Annotated in this window: 19 protein-coding genes; 16 read left to right on the forward strand and 3 right to left on the reverse strand. The window is 37.5% G+C overall.

Translation table 11 applies throughout. The features are described from left to right. The first annotated feature begins 1 nt into the window (after position 1). The 4 genes from B3209_RS01585 to B3209_RS01600 all read left to right on the forward strand — a co-directional run bounded on the left by B3209_RS01585 (position 2) and on the right by B3209_RS01600 (position 4,305). Complete coding sequence (locus tag B3209_RS01585) at positions 2 to 1,240, forward strand: DNA polymerase III (RefSeq protein WP_296662765.1); 1,239 nt, start codon at positions 2 to 4, stop codon at positions 1,238 to 1,240. 20 nt (positions 1,241 to 1,260) lie between these two features. Then, entirely contained in the window at positions 1,261 to 2,448 is a 1,188-nt protein-coding gene (locus B3209_RS01590; protein ID WP_296662763.1) for a two-component system sensor histidine kinase NtrB, read from the forward strand. A gap of 74 nt (positions 2,449 to 2,522) precedes the next feature. Beyond that, positions 2,523 to 3,896 carry a sigma-54-dependent transcriptional regulator gene (locus B3209_RS01595; RefSeq protein WP_296662761.1) on the forward strand — a complete coding sequence of 458 codons (1,374 nt, stop codon included), beginning with the start codon at positions 2,523 to 2,525 and terminating at the stop codon, positions 3,894 to 3,896. Further along, the gene (locus tag B3209_RS01600; RefSeq protein WP_296662758.1) at positions 3,880 to 4,305 is read left to right on the forward strand and encodes a DnaJ domain-containing protein; all 426 of its coding nucleotides are present in this window, start codon (positions 3,880 to 3,882) and stop codon (positions 4,303 to 4,305) included. The genes B3209_RS01595 and B3209_RS01600 overlap by 17 nt, the downstream gene beginning before the upstream one ends. A gap of 2 nt (positions 4,306 to 4,307) precedes the next feature. Here the strand turns inward: B3209_RS01600 and B3209_RS01605 are convergent, their stop codons facing one another. Beyond that, on the reverse strand, positions 4,308 to 5,141 hold the full coding sequence (locus B3209_RS01605) for an AraC family transcriptional regulator (RefSeq protein WP_296662755.1): 834 nt from the start codon (positions 5,139 to 5,141) through the stop codon (positions 4,308 to 4,310). A gap of 147 nt (positions 5,142 to 5,288) precedes the next feature. Between B3209_RS01605 and xylB the strand changes: the two genes are divergently transcribed. From xylB to cmk, 5 genes are all read left to right on the forward strand, one after another. Next, positions 5,289 to 6,776 (forward strand): xylulokinase, encoded by a 1,488-nt coding sequence (gene xylB, locus B3209_RS01610; protein ID WP_296662752.1) that lies wholly within the window; start codon positions 5,289 to 5,291, stop codon positions 6,774 to 6,776. 72 nt (positions 6,777 to 6,848) lie between these two features. After that, positions 6,849 to 8,162: a xylose isomerase gene (gene xylA / locus B3209_RS01615; protein ID WP_296662747.1), complete on the forward strand. Its 1,314-nt coding sequence runs from the start codon at positions 6,849 to 6,851 to the stop codon at positions 8,160 to 8,162. A 285-nt stretch (positions 8,163 to 8,447) separates the two neighbouring features. Continuing rightward, positions 8,448 to 9,938, forward strand: a complete 1,491-nt coding sequence (gene murC / locus B3209_RS01620) for a UDP-N-acetylmuramate--L-alanine ligase (protein ID WP_414717761.1) — start codon at positions 8,448 to 8,450, stop codon at positions 9,936 to 9,938. A gap of 9 nt (positions 9,939 to 9,947) precedes the next feature. Continuing rightward, the gene (locus B3209_RS01625) at positions 9,948 to 10,817 is read left to right on the forward strand and encodes a YicC/YloC family endoribonuclease (protein ID WP_296662736.1); all 870 of its coding nucleotides are present in this window, start codon (positions 9,948 to 9,950) and stop codon (positions 10,815 to 10,817) included. Between the two features lie 42 nt (positions 10,818 to 10,859). Beyond that, a complete protein-coding gene (gene cmk / locus B3209_RS01630) occupies positions 10,860 to 11,420 on the forward strand; it encodes a (d)CMP kinase (RefSeq protein WP_296662732.1) in 561 nt (186 codons plus the stop codon). A 71-nt stretch (positions 11,421 to 11,491) separates the two neighbouring features. On the opposite strand, the gene thrC is transcribed toward cmk, so the two are convergent. Further along, positions 11,492 to 12,904: a threonine synthase gene (gene thrC / locus B3209_RS01635; protein WP_296662728.1), complete on the reverse strand. Its 1,413-nt coding sequence runs from the start codon at positions 12,902 to 12,904 to the stop codon at positions 11,492 to 11,494. A 52-nt stretch (positions 12,905 to 12,956) separates the two neighbouring features. Beyond that, positions 12,957 to 13,607, reverse strand: coding sequence for a CPBP family intramembrane glutamic endopeptidase (locus tag B3209_RS01640; RefSeq protein WP_296662724.1), 651 nt, complete (start codon positions 13,605 to 13,607; stop codon positions 12,957 to 12,959). A gap of 80 nt (positions 13,608 to 13,687) precedes the next feature. Between B3209_RS01640 and B3209_RS01645 the strand changes: the two genes are divergently transcribed. The 7 genes from B3209_RS01645 (at position 13,688) to B3209_RS01675 (ending at position 20,388) form a co-directional block, all read left to right on the forward strand. Continuing rightward, the gene (locus B3209_RS01645) at positions 13,688 to 14,803 is read left to right on the forward strand and encodes a PilZ domain-containing protein (RefSeq protein ID WP_296689596.1); all 1,116 of its coding nucleotides are present in this window, start codon (positions 13,688 to 13,690) and stop codon (positions 14,801 to 14,803) included. 70 nt (positions 14,804 to 14,873) lie between these two features. Beyond that, complete coding sequence (locus tag B3209_RS01650; protein ID WP_296689598.1) at positions 14,874 to 16,034, forward strand: hypothetical protein; 1,161 nt, start codon at positions 14,874 to 14,876, stop codon at positions 16,032 to 16,034. Beyond that, positions 16,028 to 17,293 carry a ComEC/Rec2 family competence protein gene (locus B3209_RS01655; RefSeq protein WP_296689599.1) on the forward strand — a complete coding sequence of 422 codons (1,266 nt, stop codon included), beginning with the start codon at positions 16,028 to 16,030 and terminating at the stop codon, positions 17,291 to 17,293. The genes B3209_RS01650 and B3209_RS01655 overlap by 7 nt, the downstream gene beginning before the upstream one ends. Positions 17,294 to 17,309: 16 nt before the next feature. Continuing rightward, a complete protein-coding gene (gene rsmA / locus B3209_RS01660; protein WP_296689602.1) occupies positions 17,310 to 18,197 on the forward strand; it encodes a 16S rRNA (adenine(1518)-N(6)/adenine(1519)-N(6))-dimethyltransferase RsmA in 888 nt (295 codons plus the stop codon). A 3-nt stretch (positions 18,198 to 18,200) separates the two neighbouring features. Continuing rightward, complete coding sequence (locus tag B3209_RS01665) at positions 18,201 to 18,917, forward strand: YggS family pyridoxal phosphate-dependent enzyme (protein ID WP_296689604.1); 717 nt, start codon at positions 18,201 to 18,203, stop codon at positions 18,915 to 18,917. A gap of 4 nt (positions 18,918 to 18,921) precedes the next feature. Then, positions 18,922 to 19,407: a hypothetical protein gene (locus tag B3209_RS01670; RefSeq protein ID WP_296689608.1), complete on the forward strand. Its 486-nt coding sequence runs from the start codon at positions 18,922 to 18,924 to the stop codon at positions 19,405 to 19,407. Continuing rightward, positions 19,408 to 20,388, forward strand: a complete 981-nt coding sequence (locus tag B3209_RS01675) for an RluA family pseudouridine synthase (RefSeq protein ID WP_296689609.1) — start codon at positions 19,408 to 19,410, stop codon at positions 20,386 to 20,388. Positions 20,389 to 20,392: the final 4 nt, after the last annotated feature.

The raw sequence follows: 20,392 nt of genomic DNA on the forward strand, positions 1-20,392 counted from the left end.
AATGTTTGAAAATATTTTGAACCAAAGCGCGACAAAATTATTGCAAGAAGACATTGAAAAAAAACGCTTTCCAAATTCAATCCTGTTTTCAGGACCTTCATCTTCTGGAAAACTTTCCTGTGCTTTGGAAACTGCAAGAGTTCTTTCATGCGCAAATTCTGGCGAATGGAATTGCACTTGTTCAAACTGCCGGCAACACAAAGCTATGGTAAGTCAAAATCTTCTTATTTGCGGTGCTGGAAACCGAACGTTGGAAATTGCTGCAGCGAAAAAAACTTTAATAAGTCAAAATATTCAAAACACAAAACATCTTGAGGCTTCAAGGTATCTTTATTTACGCGCAGTAAGAAAACTTATTTCAAAGTTCAATTCTGTGCTTTGGGACGGAGATGACAAGCTTCAAAAATTTTCTCCACTTTTACAAAATATAGAAGAGGGACTTGAAAAAATTCAGCCAGGAAGAATTCTTCCAGATGACGAAGAGTTAAAAAAAATTTTAGACTCAATTGAAAAAGATTGCATAAAACTTGAAAACAGTTTTTTATACAGTTCACTTCCTGTTTTGCAGATAAGGAATTTTTCTTCCTGGGCGCACTTAAGCTCGAGCAATGGAAGAAAAGTTCTGGTTATTGAAAATGCAGATTTAATGGCAGACAGCGCAAGGAATGCTTTGCTTAAAATTCTTGAAGAGCCTCCAGAAGATGTAGTATTTATACTTACAACTACAAAACGAGGCGCAATGCTTCCGACAATTCTTTCAAGAGTCCGCACTTACAATTTTTTTGAACGCTCGCCAGAACAGCAGAAAAATGTCATAAATAGAATTTTTCACTATGAGCCTGTTTTCAATAATGAAAAAGAATTTTGTAGCATAACGGAATTCTTGCAGTCATTTTTAACAGTAAACCCTGAGCTTGTAAAATCTTGCGCAGCTGACTTTTTCAATAACGTAGCTCAAGGACACGTTCCTGATATTCCAAAAATAATTTCAACTTGCGCTTCATTTGAACCAAGAATTCTTTTTAAAATTTTTATCTGCGGAATTATTGAATCTCAAGAAAAATTAAAATCCTCTGCTGCAGGTTCAGAAGTTTCTTTTATGATTTTAAAACTGCTTAGAACTTCATTAAATAATGTTGAAATTTTTAATCAGAATCCATCAGCCTGCCTTGAAGAGCTTGCAAGAAATTTAATGCATATAAATTACATGAATGACGGCATTCTAAAAAAATTAGCTTGATTTTTTTGAGGAAAATTTAAATGACAGATTTCGTTGAAAAGGCATCTGAAAAAATCACAAAGCTTTCTGATGAACAGCTTGAACGTCTTTTGAATACAGTCCGTGAAGAAAATGAAATATATGATTCAATAATTCAAAGCATTCCTTCAGGACTTGTAATCGTTGATAAAAATTGGTACATAACAAAAATAAACAAATCTGCAAAACGTTATCTTCATTTTTTTCATCTTCATCAAATAAAATCAGAACCTGTTTGGAATCTTATAGCGGATGAGGAAGTTTCAAATTTTATTTCCTTTTGCGCGCAGGAACAAAACACAAATACAAGTGAAGAATTTTCTATAGTTTCCGCGGATGATAAAGCAAGGTTCATCGTTGTTTCAATTTTGCCTCTTGTGCGTGATGGAAAAATCGCAGGAACAATTATTTTTATTGAAGACATAACTGCAAAACGTCAGCAGGAAATTTTAATGCACAGAATGGAAAGTTTAAAAAGCCTGACAAATCTTGCCGCATCAGTTGCACATGAAATAAAAAATCCGCTTGGCGCAATAAGCATTCATATTCAGCTTTTGCAAAAATCAATAAAAAAATGCAGGGAAGGCGACGGTCAGCTTCCTGATGAAAAATTCATGGAAAAATATCTTTCCGTCGTGAATGAAGAAATCGAAAACTTGAATAAAATCGTAATGGATTTTTTGTTTGCAGTGCGCCCTTTAAAAGTAAACATGACTCTTTCTGATCCTGACTCAATAATAGAAAAATCAATAAATTTTTTCATGCCAGAATTTGAAAACTGCGGAATAGAAGTTTCTGTAAATTTGCAAGGAGAAGGAAACAGGCTCTTAATTGATGAAAAACTTTTCAGAGAAATTTTTATAAACATTGTGCAAAATGCAAAAGCTGCAATTCTTTCTAGCAAAAAAAACAACGGAAAGCTCGCTGTAAATTCTTTTATAAAAAATGATCATTATATACTCACAATTGCAGATAACGGATGCGGAATGGACGAAGCGACTTGCTCAAGAATTTTTGAGCCTTACTACACAACAAAAGCAGACGGAACTGGACTTGGACTTACAACTGTTTATAAAATTGTAAAAGAGTTTAGAGGAGAAATAACTGTAAATTCAGAACTGAATGAAGGCACTGTTTTTACTGTGCAAATTCCTGTGCCACAAAAAGAAACTATGCTTCTTGAAGAATAATTTATAACCTAACGCTTGCTTTAATATAAAATATTTATTGATTTTAATTGATTCTTTTTTTTTAGGAGGAAAAATTGAAATTTACAATTTTAATTATAGATGATGAAAAAAATATCCGGGAAGGACTTGCGGCTAATTTTGAGCTTGAAGATTACAATGTAAAAACAGCAGCTTCTGGAAAAGAAGGACTTGATCTGATTTCAAAAGGCGACATAGATTTAGTAATTACAGATTTAAGAATGCCAGGAATTTCCGGTGAAGAAGTTTTAAATCATGTTGCAACAGAAACTCCAGGAATTCCAGTCATTATTCTTACTGGCCACGGAAGTATTGATTCCGCAGTAGATGCAATGAGACATGGCGCTTACGATTTTCTTACAAAACCGTTGAACCTTGATCAACTTGGAATGATTGTAAAACGCGCGCTGGAAAGCAGGCAAATCAAAATTGAGCATCAAGAGTTAAAAAAAGAAGTTGCTGAAAATTCTGCATTAAAAGAAATGATAGGTTCTTCCGCCGTAATGCAAAAAATCCAGGAGACAATAAAAAAGGCGGCTGCATCTAAAGCGAGCGTTCTTATCACTGGTGAAAGCGGAGTTGGAAAAGAAGTTGTTGCCCGGGCTATTCACGCTTTATCTGGAAGGCACGATAAGACTATGATAAATGTTCATTGCGCGGCTCTAAGTGAAACTCTTTTGGAAAGTGAGCTTTTCGGACATGAAAAAGGAGCTTTTACTGGAGCTGACCATTTGCAAAAAGGCAGATTTGAACTTGCCCACGGAAGCACAATTTTTCTTGATGAAATCGGGGAAATAAATCAGAATGTTCAGATAAAAATTCTTAGAGTTCTTGCTGAAAAAAAATTTGAACGTGTCGGCGGAGAGCAGACTATAGAAGTCGATGTCCGTGTAATCGCAGCAACAAATAAAAATCTTGAGGAAGAAATAAAAGCTGGAAGATTCCGAGAAGATTTATATTACCGCCTAAATGTAATTCACATTCATGTTCCGCCTCTCCGGGAACGAAAAAGTGACTTACCGCTTTTGATTTCAGCATTCTTGGAAGAGTTCAACAAAGAAAATGGAAAAAAAGTAAAAGGATTTTCAGGAAAGGCGAAAGCCGCAATTATGAAATATGATTGGCCGGGAAATATAAGAGAACTTCGCAATTGTGTTGAAAGCGCAGTTGTAATGAGTTCAGGAGATGAAATAAACATTGAAGATCTTCCGCCGGCAGTTGCGAAAAGCTCACAGGAAAACAGCATTGAAATTCCATTTGGAATAACTTTAGATGAAGCTGAAAAAATAATCATTCAACAAAATTTAGCATCAAACAAAAACAACAAAAGCAAAACTGCGGATATTCTTGGAATCGGAAGAAAAACATTGCAGCGAAAACTTTCAGAGTGGGGCGAAGACGAGGAAAAAAAAGATGGAGACAATGTATGACAAGCTCGGGGATCTTTTAAATGAAACTTTAAAATCCGGGCAAGTAAAATTTAAAAAGAAAATAAAATATTCAGAAAAAGAAATTCCTCCTGAAAAAAAATCAGAAGAAAATTCTTATAAAGAAAATATCAGCAAGAACAAAAGTAAGGCAGAACCAAAAAATCAAACAGAGCCTTTAAAAAATAAAAATTCATCTTTAAGAAAGATAACGCCGGAAGTTGAACGCGCATGCAGGTTGCTTGATATAACTGCTTCTGCAAATCAAAACGATGTAAAAAAAGCTTATAAAGAAAAACTGAAATATTTTCATCCAGACAAATATGACAAAAATCCTGTGCTAAAAAAAGTTGCAACAAATAAAACGCAAATGATTGTTGAAGCCTACGAGCTTTTAATGAAGTCTTTTTAACTTTATGATGAAAACGCAGCTCTATAAGAAGATGGAGCAAGCCCCGTGCATTTTTTAAATACTCTCGAAAAATGAAACTGATTTTCAAAAGAAAATTCATCCGCAATTTCAGAAACTGTGCTTGAAGAATTTATCAAGGCGAGGGCAGCCGTTTGAATTTTTAGCCGCATAAAGTATTGATGCGGAGTCATCTGCATTTCATCTTTAAAAATTCGTATGAAATGCTCTTCCGAAATTCCGCAGAAATTTGCAACCTCTGAAACAGAACATCTTGCGTAAACTTTTTTCTCCATAAATTTTATTGAATGTTCAACGTAGTTTTTTGCAGTTTTTGATTTTTTTTGCTCAGCGATTTTTGTTTCCGTTTTATTTTGTTTTCCGAACCAGCGGAACAGGCAGCTTTCAAGAAGCAATTCCGCCGATTTTTTTAAGTCCGCAGAATCCGACTTTGAAAATTTCATTATGTCTTCAAGTATAAATTTTATAGAAGCAGTTTCATTGCTGGCAACCGGCTGATTTTTTTTTCTGCTTGAAGAATTTATCAATAATTGATATAGCTTTTTTTCAGACTTGCTCAGTGAAAAAAGAACTGCATAGTAAGTAAGTGGCTTTTTTACTTCTTTTGGCAAAATTGAATGAAATTCGCGCGGAAAAACTAGAAACAATGTGTTATTCCTTATGCTGTAAGAAGTTCTGTTTGAAAAAAAAGTTCCTTCACCTTCCGAAAAAAAATGAATTTCAAATTCCATTTCTCCATGTGAATGATAACGTCCGTGCCATGCAAGTTTCTCTCCGGCAATCAATTTGTAAATAAAGGCAGTTTCTTTTATTTCCACAATATTTTTCCTGTTTATTTTAAATATTTTAGCATGAAAAATCAATTTTGGATATATAAAATCAGTTTTCTGTATTGCTTTATAGTCATTTCAGGCTGATACTATTTTTGTAAGCGAAACGAATTTTAATTTTTTCTGGAGGTTTTTATGAAAACTGTCGCTGGAATTGACTTGGGAACACAAAGCATGAAAGTTGTTCTCTATGATTATGAAACTAAAAAAACTATGGAAAGCTCGTCTTGCCCAATGGAGCTTATTTCAGAATCAGACGGAACAAGAGAGCAAAAAACTGAATGGTACAAAAAAGGTCTTGAAGTCTGTTTTTCAAAACTTTCTTCAGAAGGAAAAAAATCAATACAAGCGCTTGGCGTTTCTGGCCAGCAGCACGGATTTGTTCCTTTGGATTCAGAAGGAAATCCGCTTTACAATATAAAGCTTTGGAACGACACTTCAACTGCAAAAGAATGCGAGCTTATTACAAACACTGCAGGTGGACAAGATGAAGTTGTAAAAGAGGTTCAGAATTTTATTTTGCCTGGATTTACCGCTCCAAAAATTTTGTGGCTCAAACTGCATAAAAAAGAGCTTTTTGAAAAACTTCATTACATAATGCTTCCTCATGATTATTTGAATTATATTCTTACTGGAAATTATGTGATGGAACAAGGAGACGCTTCTGGAACTGCTTTGTTCAATTCAAAAGAAAAAAGATGGTCAAAAAAAATCTGCGACGCAATTGATGAATCTCTTATAGAAAAACTTCCAAAAATTATTGCAAGCGATGAGCCTTCAGGATTTGTTTCAAAAGAAACTGCTGCTTGGCTTGGAATTCCAGAGGGCGCGCCTGTTTCTTCTGGAGGCGGAGATAATATGATGAGCGCAATTGGAACCGGAGCTGTAAAAAGCGGAACACTTACAATGAGCATGGGAACTTCTGGAACTTTGTACGGCTTTAGCGATTCTTCTGTTTCTGATCCGGCGGAAGGCATTTCAGGATTCTGTTCCTCTTCCGGAGGATATTTGCCTCTTCTTTGCACAATGAACTGCACGGTTGCTTCCGAAGAAATCAGGATGCTTTTAAATCTTGATGTAAAGGAATTCGACGCTGAAGCTGAAAAGTCAAAACCGGGATGCGAAGGAGTTTTTGTGCTTCCGTTCTTTAATGGAGAGAGAACTCCGAATCTTCCGCACGGAAAAGCAAGCATAACTGGACTTACGGTAGCAAATTGCAGCCGGGTGAATATCGCAAGAGCCGCACTTGAAAGCGCAGTATATTCAATGAGAGCCGGACTTGATTCATTTAAAAAACACGGCTTTACACCAAAGGAACTTCGGCTGACTGGAGGAGGAGCAAAAAGCAAAGTGTGGAGACAGATTGCGGCAGATATTATGAACCTTCCTGTAAAAGTTCCAGTTTCACCAGAAGCCGCGGCATTTGGTGCTGCACTGCAAGCTTTGTGGTGCTTAAAGAAATTGCAGGGAAATCCGGTTTCAATGGAAAGTCTTGCGGAAACACATGTTGCGCTAGACGAATCCAAGACAACTTTGCCGGACGAAAAAAATGTCCAAGAATACAGCAAGTCATTTGAAGAATATAAAATTTTGGTGAACCAGCTTTCGCCATTGTACAAGTAAAAAAAAGTTTGCGGTGCAAACTTCAATATAAAGAGCCGGTTTAAAAAATAAAAACTGGCTTTAGGAGGATTTATGTCATTTTTCAAAGGCTCAAAAGAGTACTTTCCAGGAATCGGTCAGATCAAGTATGAAGGTCCAAAATCAAAAAATCCGCTGGCATTCAAATACTATGATGCTGAAAAAGTTGTAATGGGCAAAAAAATGAAAGACTGGCTCAAATTCACAGTAGCCTACTGGCATTCTTTCTGCGCAGACGGAGGAGATCCTTTTGGAAGCGGAACGCGTGAATTCACCTGGAAAACTCCAGAAGAAAAAGTTGACGCAGCATTTGAATTCATAACAAAACTCGGCTGCGAATATTACGCCTGGCACGACCGCGACATCTGCCCGGAAGGATCAAGCCCTGCCGACAGTGAAAAAAAACTTTCACATATAACAGATCTTCTGCTTGAACGTCAGAAAGAAACCGGCATAAAGCTTCTGTGGGGAACAGCAAACGTATTCAATAATCCGCGCTACATGAACGGAGCCGCAACAAATCCCGACTTCGATGTAGTTGCGCAGGCAGCAAGCCAAATAAAGGCAGCAATTGACAACACAATCAAACTTGGAGGAGCGGGCTACACATTCTGGGGCGGACGAGAAGGCTACATGAGCCTTCTGAACACAGACATGAAAGCAGAAAAAGAGCACCTCGCCATGATGCTTACTTTGGCACGCGACTACGCAAGAAAACAAGGATTCACAGGCTGCTTCTACATAGAGCCTAAGCCAATGGAGCCAACAAAGCATCAGTATGACTACGACTCAGAAACTGTAATCGGATTTCTTCGCGCTCATGGACTTGACAAGGACTTCAAGCTGAATATCGAAGCGAATCATGCTGAGCTTGCAGGACACGAATTTGCGCACGAGCTTACAATCTGCGTAGACAACGGAATGCTTGGCTCAATCGACGCAAACCGAGGAGACCCTGTAAACGGCTGGGACACAGACCAGTTTCCGGTAAGCATTTACGAAACAACACAGGCAATGCTTCAAGTAATCAGAATGGGCGGATTCACAACAGGTGGACTTAACTTTGATGCAAAAGTCAGAAGAAATTCCATTGCTCCAGAAGATTTGTTTATAGCGCACATCGGCGGAATGGATATTTTTGCTCGCGGACTTGAAAAAGCAGTTCAGCTCATTGAAGACGGACGCATTCCTTCAATGGTAAAAGAACGTTACGCAAGCTTTGATTCTGGTAACGGAAAACTTTTTTCTGAAGGAAAACTCACACTTGACCAAGTTGCTTCACTTGCAAAACCTTATGAGCAAGTTGCAAAAACTTCAGGCAAGCAGGAACTTTATGAAAATATTCTCAACCAGATTTGCCTTGGATAAATACGTCTGGTCAAGGTACGCTTACACTCAAGGCCTTGACTCAGCCGTTTTTAGGTTTTTGATAAACCCTAAATAAAAAAAAGCAGTCTTCGGAGTTTTCCCGATGGCTGCTTTTTCCCAATGCAATCGGGAAGCTCCCGAAACCAGCTTTTTGAAAATTTCATCTTCGAAAAAATCCCGAATGATGTTTTTTGTACAGATGAGTATTCGGGAATTTTCCGAATGCGAATTTCAGCATAATTCCATTATTTGCAAAAACATTGTTTCTATTGTAAAATGTCTTCCATGGAAAAATCGATTCTCCCTCAAGACTTAACCGGAGTTCACATACATTTTGTTGGAATCAAAGGCACTGGAATGGCGGCTCTTGTAGAAATTCTTTCTGCCCGCAAAGCTGTAATCACTGGCAGCGATGTTTCAGAAAGATTCTACACTGACGAAATTCTTGAAAAGCTTGGAATCAAAGCCCTGCCGTTCAGCGAAAAAAATATTACAGAAAAAACTCAGCTTGTAATCTATTCAAGCGCGTATTCACCTGAAAAAAATCTAGATCTTGCGCAGGCAAAAAAACTTGATATTCCGCTTCTTTTGTACAGCGAGGCTTTGGGCGAAATTTCAAGAACTGCATATAGCTGCGGAATTTGCGGTGTCCATGGAAAAACCACAACAACCGGTCTTGCAGGAACAATGCTAAAGGAGCTTGACCTTCCGTCTCAAGTTCTAGCAGGAAGCATTATTTCTTCTTTTGGAAATTCCTGCACAATGACTTCCCAAGAATTTTCAAATTCCAATTCAACTAAAAAAAAGTACTTTGTTGCGGAAACTTGCGAGTACCAGCGGCACTTTATGTCTTTTTTTCCGCAGAAAATAATTTTGACTTCCGTTGAAAGCGATCATCAAGATTACTATCCGACTTTTGCCGATATTCAAAATGCTTTCGTTGACTACATCTGCAAGCTTCCAGAAAACGGAGAGCTGATTTTTTGCGCTGACGACAAAGGAGCTTGCGAGACAGCCGCTCTTGCAAAGAAAAAACGAAGCGACATAAATTTTATTCCTTATGGTGAAAATGCTGAAGGCGACTTTAAACTTTCATTTGGAAAAGTTGAGGGCGGAAAACAGTTCTTTAAAATCGGGAAAACTGAATGCGCTCTTCATGTGCCTGGAAAACACAACGCAAGAAATGCCGCTGCCGCATTTGCTCTGTGCTTCAAACTTTTGCAAGCCGCCGGAAAAAATCCGCAGGAATATTTTGACAAGTTAAAAAACGGACTTGAAAAATTTTCAGGCGGAAAACGCAGAAGCGAAATTGTTGGGCGCGCGAAAAATAAATTCGGACAGGACATAATTTTTATCGATGACTACGGACATCATCCGACAGCGATAAAAACGACCTTGGCTGGATTCAGACAATTTTATAAAGACCACAAAATTATAGTTGACTTTATGAGCCATACTTACACGCGGACAGCGGCTTTGCTTGAAGAGTTCGCATCAAGTTTTGAAAGCGCGGATATGGTTGTCATAAATAAAATCTACGGAAGCGCACGGGAAAAAGCAGACAGTTCAACTGTAACTGGAAAAATTCTTGCCGAGCACGCAAAAAAATATCATCCGAATGTTGTCTATGCAAAAGAATTTGAAGAGGCTGCTCAAATAATAGAAAGCGAACTGAACAAAAAATCCGATGCAAAAGACGGATACGTTTTTGTTACAATGGGAGCAGGAGACAATTTCAAAGTCGGTCAAATGGTTATTGAAAAATTTAAAGTTTAGGAAAAATGTATGAACAGCATGACAGGCTACGGCTTTAAAGAAGCTATTGTAGAAAACACGCAGATAAGCGTTGAAATAAAATCAGTCAATTCACGCTTCCTTGATTTATCTGTAAACATTCCATCTTTTTTGAATCCGCTTGAAGCAAGAATCAGAAAGGCTGTAAGCGAAAAAATTGTCCGCGGAAAAATCGACTTGACAATTCGGGTTCGCGACAACAATTCAACAGCAAAGGTCAGTTCAGATCCAGCTGCGGCAAAAATGTACAGCGACGCGATTTTGGAAATTGCAAAGGCTTTGGGAAAATCAGAGTCAGAAATTCCTTTGAGCCTGATTGTTTCGCAGGAAGGCGTTTTGAATGTTTCTCATGAATACGACGCTGAATCCTACTGGAAAAAAATTGAAGGTGTTTTTTCTGAAGTTCTTGAGCAATTTATAAAAGACCGCAAGCGTGAAGGTGAAAATTTAAAAAATGATTTGCTTGAAAAACTTTCTACGCTTGATGAATGCGCCACATTTTTTAAGAAGTGGCAACCTGAAATGGAAAAAAAATTCCGAGAGCAGATTTCAGCAAAATTCCATGAACTTCTTGCAGACAAAGCGGACGAAAATCGCATAATGTCTGAAACTGCGGCGATGATTGTAAAGTACACAATCAACGAGGAAATCATAAGGCTTCAAAGCCACTTGCAGGCTCTCAGAAAAGAAATCAACGAAAATCCAATTCCGGGTAAAAAAATTGATTTTATCTGTCAGGAAGCGAACCGCGAGATTAATACAATTGGAAGCAAAAACCAGTTTACAGAAGTCGGTGAAAAAGTAATTGACGCAAAGAATGCCCTTGAAAATATAAGAGAGCAGGGCAAAAACGTTGAATAGCAATAATTGAAACTTTCTATTTGACTTTTTATAGGAGTTGTTATGAATTATAAAATTCCACAAGGAAAAGAACTTAGAGTTGCCATAAGCGGAAAATCTGGCTGCGGAAATACAACCGTAAGCACTTTGCTTGCACAAAAACTGAATGTAAAACTTATAAACTTTACTTTCCGTCAGCTTGCGGCAGAAAAAAATCTTACGCTTGCACAAGTAATTGAAAATGCAAAAACTGATGACAGCTATGACATTGCAGTTGACACAAGGCAGGTTGAGCTTGCAAAAAAAGAGAGTTGTGTTCTTGGAAGCCGGCTCGCAATCTGGATGCTGAAAGAAGCTGATTTAAAAGTTTATCTTATTGCTGATGACAATATCCGCGCACAAAGAATCTTGAACAGAGAAGGCGGCTTACTTGAAGAAATAAAAAGGTTCACTGCAATGAGAGATTCTGAAGACAGCCGCCGCTATAAAAAACTTTACAACATCGACAACAGCAGCTTTGACTTTGCAGATTTGAAAATTGACACGGCTTTATTCAGCCCAGAGCAAATAGTAGAAAAAATTCTTTTGGAGCTTGAAAAAAGAAACCTTGTAACAGCTGAATAATTTTTTTAGCCACTGCAATTATTGATGAAAAAAGCCTCGGAAAAATCCGAGGCTTTTTTCATATAAAAATTCTACAAATTTGAAATCAGCCATTCCTTGAATGAGTCGTAATCTTTGCTCATTGGAATTGCGTTATCAGGAAGAGAAATAACTTTTTCCAGACGTTCAGGAAGAGCAGGCTCTTGTCCGATTGCCTTATAAACTGTTGCACCGAATTTTGCAGGATGAGCAGTTTCAAGAATTATTGCAGATGCTTTTTTGTCTACAACAGTTTTTGCCCAAGAAGGAACATTCGGTGTAAGGCCTGGTTTTGTAAAATCATTTTTCTGACCGTTTACAAGTTTTTCCATTTCTCCGCCACGAATATCATTCCAGGCTTTCCAGGCAACAGCTCCATGAGGATCTATTACATATCCAGTTTTGTTTTTGCAGCTTTTTATTCCGTCAATAGTACCTTCGTCATCTGTCCAATATGAAGCAAAAAGATTTCTCACTTGCTCAAGCGAATACATTGCGGCAATTCTTTCATAGTTGCTAGGAGCGCCAACATCCATCGCATTACTTAATGTCGCAACAGAAGGACGTGTTTTGTATTGGCCGCTTGCAATCCAATCTGGCACTGTATGGTTTGAATTTGTCGCGGCAACAAATCCTGTTATAGGTGCTCCCATTTCACGCGCAATAAGTCCCGATGTAAGATTTCCAAAGTTTCCGCTTGGAACAATAACAATAATTGCGTCCCCTCCATTTTTGCTGTCAAACGGAATTCTCTTTTTTACAACGAGAGATGAATACATATAATAGAAAGACTGCGGCAAAAGGCGGGAAATATTAATTGAGTTTGCAGAAGAAAGCCTGAACTTGGATCTTAAATCTTTATCTGTAAACGCAGTTTTAACAAGTTTCTGGCAGTCATCAAAAGTTCCCTTTACTTTCAATGCGCGGACATTTCCTGTGAAAGTTGAAAGCTGCTTTTCCTGCAATGGTGAAATTTTTCCGTCCGGATAAAGAATTGTAACGTCGATTCCTGGAACATTGTGAAACGCGCTTCCTACAGCGGAGCCTGTGTCTCCGGAAGTCGCAACCAAAATATGAAGGTTGTCATTTTCTGAGCGGTTGAAATATGACATTACGCGCGCCATAAATCTTGCTCCAAAATCCTTGAATGCGCAAGTCGGTCCGTGGAAAAGCTCAAGAACATAAGTTACAGGATCAATTGGAACAACTTTTGAAGAAAATGGATAGCAGTCCTGAATTATAGATTCCAAGTCTGTATCTGGAATTTCATTTTCAACATAAGGCTTTGCCATTTCGTAGGCAATTTCGCGGAATGAAGGTTCTGGATTACGCTCCAAAAATGAATTTTCAAGATGCGGAAAATCAGTCGGCATATAAAGTCCGCCAGTTTCTGCATTCATTCCATTCAAAACCGCAGTTCTAAAATCAACACTTACTTTTTTATCTCTTGTATCTGTATATTTCATAAAATTCCTCATGTGAAAATTATTTCAAAAGTATACCAATGATTATAAAGTTTTACAACAGCACAGAAAATACAACAAGCGAAAGATTATAGATAAAATGGGCTGCAAAAGAAGGCGCGATTGAAGCCGTTTTTATTCTGCAAAGCCTTAGGACTGCGCCGCAAAAAGCCGCATTGCAAACAGAAATCCATCCTAAATATCTGTGGGCAAGCGCGAAAATTACAACTGAAAATATTTCCACGGGAATTTTCCATTTTTCCAAAAGTGAATTTAAAGTTTCTGGAACAAACTGCCTGTAAAGAACTTCTTCAAAAAATGCGCCAGCTGCCAATGTAAAAATAAGAAAAGCCCAAGACAAAACATTTTCTGGCTTTTTTAATAAAATTTCAGTTTGAGCGGAAGAAACTTTAAAGGCAAAAGAAAAAGCATGGACGGCAGCAAAAATCAGCATTAAAAAGCCAAGTGTAAGCGCGCTCCATTTCAATGAATTAACAAGCCAAATAAATTTTTCATTCGCAGATTTTTTTTTGCATTTGTTTTCTATTTTAAATTGAAACTGAAGAATTGCCGCAATAAAAAATTCAGCCAGCACAGAAAAAGAAAATTCTTCGCTTAAATAAGTTCCTTTGTCTGCAAAAATCGGCGGAATCAGCAAAAAAACAAAAACAATTAAAAGCTCTGCTAAAATGTATCTTTTTTTCATTTTGGTATGTTATACTATCAAGAAACTGCAAAATTTACTATAATAAATACGTAAATGCATAAAATTCTGGAGGTGGTTTTGTGCCAGCTGTAATTTCCGTAATTATAACTCTTGCTTTTATTTTAGCGCTTTTTAAATTGTACAAGGCTTCAACTGAAAAAATGAATTTTTTTTCAAAAGGTTTTGACTATGGATTCAAGCATTCTGAAATTTCTGCGCTATGGCAACTTGCAAAAAAATGCGGAATTGAAGAGCCGCTTTCGCTTTATATTTCAGAAAATTCCGTGAATAGATGCATTTCTTCAGTAATCGAAGAAGCAAAGCAAAAAGGCGCAGAAGACTCAACGCAAGTCCAGGCATTTCTTGAAAAACTTTATAAATTCAAAACGCGCGTAATTCTTGACAAGGAAAACAAGCGCGGAATAGAAAGCACAAAATCACTTGATGCAAACCAAAAGCTAAGCGTCATTTTAAAAGGAAAAGGAGTTTTCAAGTCGCGCATTTTAAACAATGGAACTCAGCTCATAATTCTTCTTCCGTATCAAATTTCAAAGCAGTCCAAGCGGCCGGAATTCCTTTCTGAATCAGAATGGGACGGAAAAGAAATTTCAGTTTACTTTTGGCGCAACGGAGATGCAGGCTACGCTTTTGACACAAAAGTTATCGGAACTGGAATTTTCAGAAGCGACAAAGCATTGTTTTTAATGCATTCAACAAAACTCGACCGCACTCAAAAAAGGCAGTCAATAAGATGCAAATGCGAAATTTACGCACAGATGTACATTGTCCAGCAAGGCGAAAAAATCGAATACGACAAAGTTGAAACCGCGCCCGGATACAAATGCCTGCTTGAAGACATAAGCGAAGACGGTGCAATGATAAGAATCGGCGGAAAAGGAAAGACGAATGTCCGCATAAAAATTCAATTTGAAATAAACGGCGCGCTCGTTGTCATGCACGGCGTAATCAGAGCGGTTGAGTGGAACAGTCAGCTTGGCCAGTCAAGAATTCATTTTGAATGCACGCACATTGAAAAAGGCATGAGAAACACAGTTCTTGCGTTTGTTTACAATGTGATTCCGCCGGAGCAAAAAGAAATTCATCAGGCAATCGAGCAGGCTTCTTCGGAAGAAAATCAAGTTCAAGAAGAAACCAGCACAGAAGAAAATGTTCAAAAGGAAAATTCAAGCCAGTAGTTTTTGAAGCGGTCGGAATGTATAGAAATTTTTCTATATATTTTATATTATTTACAAAAGAAGATTTGCTATGAAAAAAAATTTATTTAAACAAATATTTTTAGTTGCTCTTTCAGTCTGCGGATTTTGCTATGCGCAGGAATCTTATATGTCTGATTTTTACAAAGGAAACTTGGTTGAAAAAAAGCAAGTTGTAGAATCATCAAGCGCGGCTGGAGATTCTTCAATTGCAATCGCTTCACTTGACTTTTCAATTTCCGCTTATGATGCGCTTAGTTCAGACGCTGATTTTATAAATCTTGTTGAAACTTCTGTAAAATCACTTACAGCAGGAAACAGCAAAGGCAAGGAAAAAATCATCTCTGAAAAGCTTAGGACAATATTTAAAATTTTTAACAATTCAAAAATAAAAGTCGCAGTGATTGACGCCTTTTCTGTTTTTCAGTCGCCGGAAAATCTTTATCTTGTAAATGACTTTTTCTACAGCAAAATGCAGAAATCGCAGGAAATGGACGAAGCTCTTTTAAAGGCAGTTCTTTTTATGGGCTCCTACGGAAATTCCGCATCGTTCAATATGCTTTTTATTGCTGACATTCTCGATGTCTGGCCGTCTTACAGCGCAATTTTAGCTTCATCTTACGGCGGACTTGCAAACGAAAGCGAAAAGGAAATTCTTCAGTTTTTGTCGACAGTTCCAATTGAAAAAAAGATTTTGATTTTAAAAAGGCTTGATGAAAATCCAAAAGTTTCAAAAAAAATCTGCGGAGAAGCTGCAGAAAACGCATTGTCATCAATTATATATAATATTGAAGGAGCAAAACCTGATTTTTCAGGAAGCAAGCTGAATTTGACTCTTGTCTGCCTTCAAGTATTTTCTGACACACAATGGACTAGAGCCGCATCTTTAATTGCTTCGTGCTTTAATGGAATTAAACAAGAATATGAAAACGGAAATCTTTCCGATGAAGACTTTTCTTCTACAATAAAAAACATGGCTTCTGTTTCATCTTCGGAAACTTCATCTGCGCTTTCATCTTATCTTGATTTTCTAAACAAGCAAACTGAAAAAAATTTGCCTCCTAGCAAAGCCGTTGTGCTTTCTTTAATCAATTCATTGGGGGAAATGGGCGACAAGGCCGCTTTTGACAGCCTGCTTTATGCAACTTATCTTGATTATCCGGAGGAGGTTATAGCTGCCGCAAAAAATGCCCTTGCAAAATTAAAGTGGTAGAATTCTTAAAAGAAAATTTTCTAAATCCTTTTGTTCTTGCGGCGGTAATATTTTGCATTTTTATTTACTCAGGAATTTTTAAATGCAAAGAGCGTTTTCCATACAAAAGTCTGATTCCTTTAGAGAAAATAGAAACAGCTTCTGGCATAGTTTGTTCCAATCCTTCAAAAATTTCTTCTGGAAAATTTTACGTTGTGAAATTAAAGCTTTCCACTGTTTCTGGAGAAATTTCAGGAGCAAAAATAAATTCACAGGCATCCGGAAAAATTTCAGTTCTTGTTCCTGCCAAAATTATTGAATCTTTATATCCTGGAAAATTGTACTCATCTTCAAAAAATAGAGTAATTATCGAAGAAGGAGAAGCTGTAACATTTTATGGAAAATTTTCAAAATCATTTTTTTCAGCAGAAAACGCAGGACAGCTGGAGCAGACTCCGTCATTAAAGCAAAAAATTTTCAGGTTCAGGTCTATTTGCAGACTTGCTTTTAAAAGACTCATGTACGGCTGGGGAAGCGCAGGCGGTTTTATCTTGGCTTTGCTTTCAGGTTCAAGAGAATACACAGACAGTTTTCTATGCGAAACATTCAAAAATGCAGGGCTTTCCCACGTTCTTGCATTGAGCGGAATGCATCTTTCTTTTTTTTCATCAATTGCCGGTGGAACTGGAAAAAGAATTCTTGGAAAAAAATTTGATTTTTGGCTTAGGCTTTTTGGAATCTTATTTTTCGTATGGTTTGCAGGACTTTCACCTTCATTGTTCCGCGCGCTACTTTGCTCATTGATTCTGCTTTTCTGCGGAATTTTCTTTTGTGTTCAAGTAAATTTTTTCAAGGTTCTTTGTTTTGTATTTTTGCTTCACTGCATAATTTTTCCTGACGATATTTTTTCTGCGGCATTTATACTTTCTTACGGCGCGCTTGCAGGAATTCTTCTTTTTGGAAACGTGTTCAAATGTTTTTTTCAATGTTTTTTTCCTAAAAAAATTTCAGATTCACTTTCTGTTTCTGCCGGTGCTCAGAGCGCGACTTTTCCTGTAAGCCTTGCGCTTTTTAAATCAGCAGCTCCAGGAGGAATTCTTGCTTCTGTTGCAGTATGTCCGCTTGTAAGCGTTTTTTTGACCAGCGCAATGGTTGCAATTCTGTTTTCTTTTATGATACCTTTTCTTTCTCCGTTCTTTGGGGCTATAATGAATTTTCTTTATCAGATAATAAAATTGACGGCAGAACTTTTTGCGCTTTTGCCGCTTGTAGAATTTTAAATTTTTGGGAGCAAACATGAATCATCCTGATTACAATTCGCCATCGGAACTAAAAGCATTTCTTGAGCAAGCAGGAATGGCAATGCAAAAAAAATTTGGCCAGAACTTTATGATAAATCAGTCTGCAAGAGAAAAAATAATTTCTGTCCTTGAATTGAAAAAAGACGAGCTTGTATGGGAAATAGGACCTGGACTTGGCTGCATGACAGAACTCATTCTTTTAAGCGGCGCAAATCTTGAAGTCTTTGAAATCGACAGAGGCTTTATTTCTATATTAAAGCAGTTTTTTAAACAGCAGGAAAAATCAGGGCAGTTTAAAATTGTTGAGGGCGATGTTTTAAAAAACTGGAAAAAAGCTCTAAACGAAAACCCGCAAAAGCCTGCAAAACTTTTTGGAAATCTTCCATATAATATTGCGGCGACTTTTATTGCCGATACAATCACAGAAAATGTTGTGTTTGAAAAATGTGTTTTTACAGTTCAAAAAGAAGTTGCCCAGCGGATGGCAGCAAAAAAAGGCACTGAGAATTATTCGGCATTTAGTGTTTTATGCCAGTGGGGCTACAATGTAAAACTGGATCTTGTTCTTGGCTCCAGCAGTTTTTGGCCGCGTCCTACAGTTTCCTCCCAAGCAGTTATTATGACAAAAAAAGAAAAGCCTTTCAGCGGAAACTCTGCGCTCTTTGTAAAAGTCGTCCATGCTCTTTTTTCAGCAAGAAGAAAAACAATTCAGAACAACATAAAGCCTCTTCTTGCGGAAAATATTTCAGCGGAAGAATTTTTTGAAAAATGCGGAATCTCTAAAACTGAACGCGCGGAAAATTTGGCAGTAGAGGATTTTATAAGAATTTCAGATATGTTGAGCCAACTCAAGCAATCTGATAAAATACAACAAGAGGCTTGAAAAATGACAGCAGAACAAATTGCAGAAAATTTTGAATCAGTTAGAAATCAAATAAAGGAAGCTGAAAAAAAATCAGGCAGAAATGAAGGCTGCGTAAAACTTTGCGCTGTAAGCAAATTTCATCCTGCAGAAGCTGTCTTGGCCGCATTAAAAACTGGACAGACGCTTTTTGGCGAAAACCGTGTGCAAGAAGCCTTTGCAAAATTCACGCAGATAAATTCAGTTTCAAAAATAAAACCTGAGCTGCATATAATCGGAAGCCTTCAGACAAACAAAGTAAAAAAAGCAGTTGAAATCGCATCTTGCATTCAATCCGTGGACAGAGAAGAACTTTTGGCGGAAATTGAAAAGCAATGCGCAAAAATAGAAAAGAAAATTGAAGTGTTCTTTGAGATTCATACAGGAGAAGATTCAAAAAGCGGCTACAAAGAAAAGGCCGTATTGCTGAAATCCGTAGAAAACTGCGCAAATGGAATTTATCCGCACATTGTTCCAAAAGGCCTTATGACGATGGCTCCTTTTACTCAAGATGAAAAACTTATACGCGCATCTTTTTCTGAACTAAGAAATTTAAAAGATGAACTGAATAAAAATTTCCCTTCACTTGAAATAAACGAGCTTAGCATGGGAATGAGCGGCGACTACAAAATTGCAATTGAAGAGGGAAGCACCTTAGTCCGCATAGGAACGGCATTGTTTGGAGAACGCGACTATTCTTAGCAGAATGAAACATTTGCATTTTATTTTGATTATTTTTATTTTATCTCTTTTTTTGCCGTTGCAGGCTTTTTCGCAGTCTTCGGAAAATGCAGATTCAACTCCAGAACCATACACCGAAAATGAGTTTCCGCAGTGGTCAAAAGACTTGCGGCGGTTTGAAATTGTTTCCCTCGGAGCAGTTCCGTTTGTCGCAATCAGTGTGAATTTGGGCTACAGCGCGTATCAGTATTTTTCCGGGAACTCTTCAACATTTGAAACACCTTTCAGCAAGGGAACTTCTTTTACGGAAGGGGAACAGATGAAAATTTTTTGCGCTTCAGTTGGCGCAGGAATAGTTATTGGGCTTTCAGACCTTGCAATAAATCTTGTAAAACGCCACAACGAAAAAAAACGCCAGCAGAAAATCCTTGAAAGCCACGATCAAATTATAGTTGTTCCGTTTCAGGAAAATGAAAATATAAAAAATGAGAATTTAAATTCGGAGCAATAGATGTCTTTTTTTACAAACAAAGTTCCTCCAACATACAAAGGCGAAATTCGACTAGATAAATATATCGCATCTCTTCCAAACGGAATGAACAGAAGCAAACTGAAAAGCGGAATTGTCTGCATTCAAGTGAATGGAAAAAAACAGAAAATTTCGTGCCAAGTAAAGGCAAATGATATAATCGATATTCAGTGGGAAGAAAATGTTCCAGACAATATTGAGCCGGAAAATATTCCGCTTGATATTATCTATGAAGATGAAAATGTCTGCGTTGTAAATAAAAAACAGGGAATGGTAACACATCCTGCCGCAGGCAACTGGAAAGGAACTTTGGTAAACGCGCTTTTATATCACTGGGAAAGAGAATCAATCCCTGAACTTAAGGAAGGGCAGGTTTCAAAAATTCTTTCGAATCGCAGACCTGGAATTGTCCACAGGCTGGACAAAGAAACTTCCGGCATAATTATAACTGCAAAAAATCACGACACGGAAGAATTTCTTTCATCCCAGTTCAGAAACCACAGTTCAATTGTAAAAGAATACATTGCAATCTGCATAGGACGGCCTCAGCATCAGCATGGAATTATTCAGACAAATATAATCCGCGACCCAAAAGAAAGAAAAAGATTCAAGGCAGTAGTTGGCACGGAAGAAGGAAAACCAGCCGAAAGCTACTACGAGTGCATAAGCTGCTATGGAGAATATTCATTGATGAAAGTCCGGATAAATACCGGAAGAACTCACCAAATAAGGGTACACATGAAATACCTAAACTGTCCTATTCTTGGAGATGGTATCTATGCTCATCAGGACAAAAAGTTCCCAAAGGCAAAACTTATGCTGAATGCAAGGCTTTTAAAAATAAAAATTCCAGGAAAAGAAGAGCTTTCAACTTTTAAATCTCCAACTCCGGAACGTTTTATAGAAGTTATGAAAGTTTTAAAGCGCGACTACACAAAAGTGATTCTTCCAAAGGACAAGTAACAGA

Source organism: Treponema sp. UBA6852, from assembly GCA_002449305.1.
Classification (GTDB): domain Bacteria; phylum Spirochaetota; class Spirochaetia; order Treponematales; family Treponemataceae; genus Treponema_D.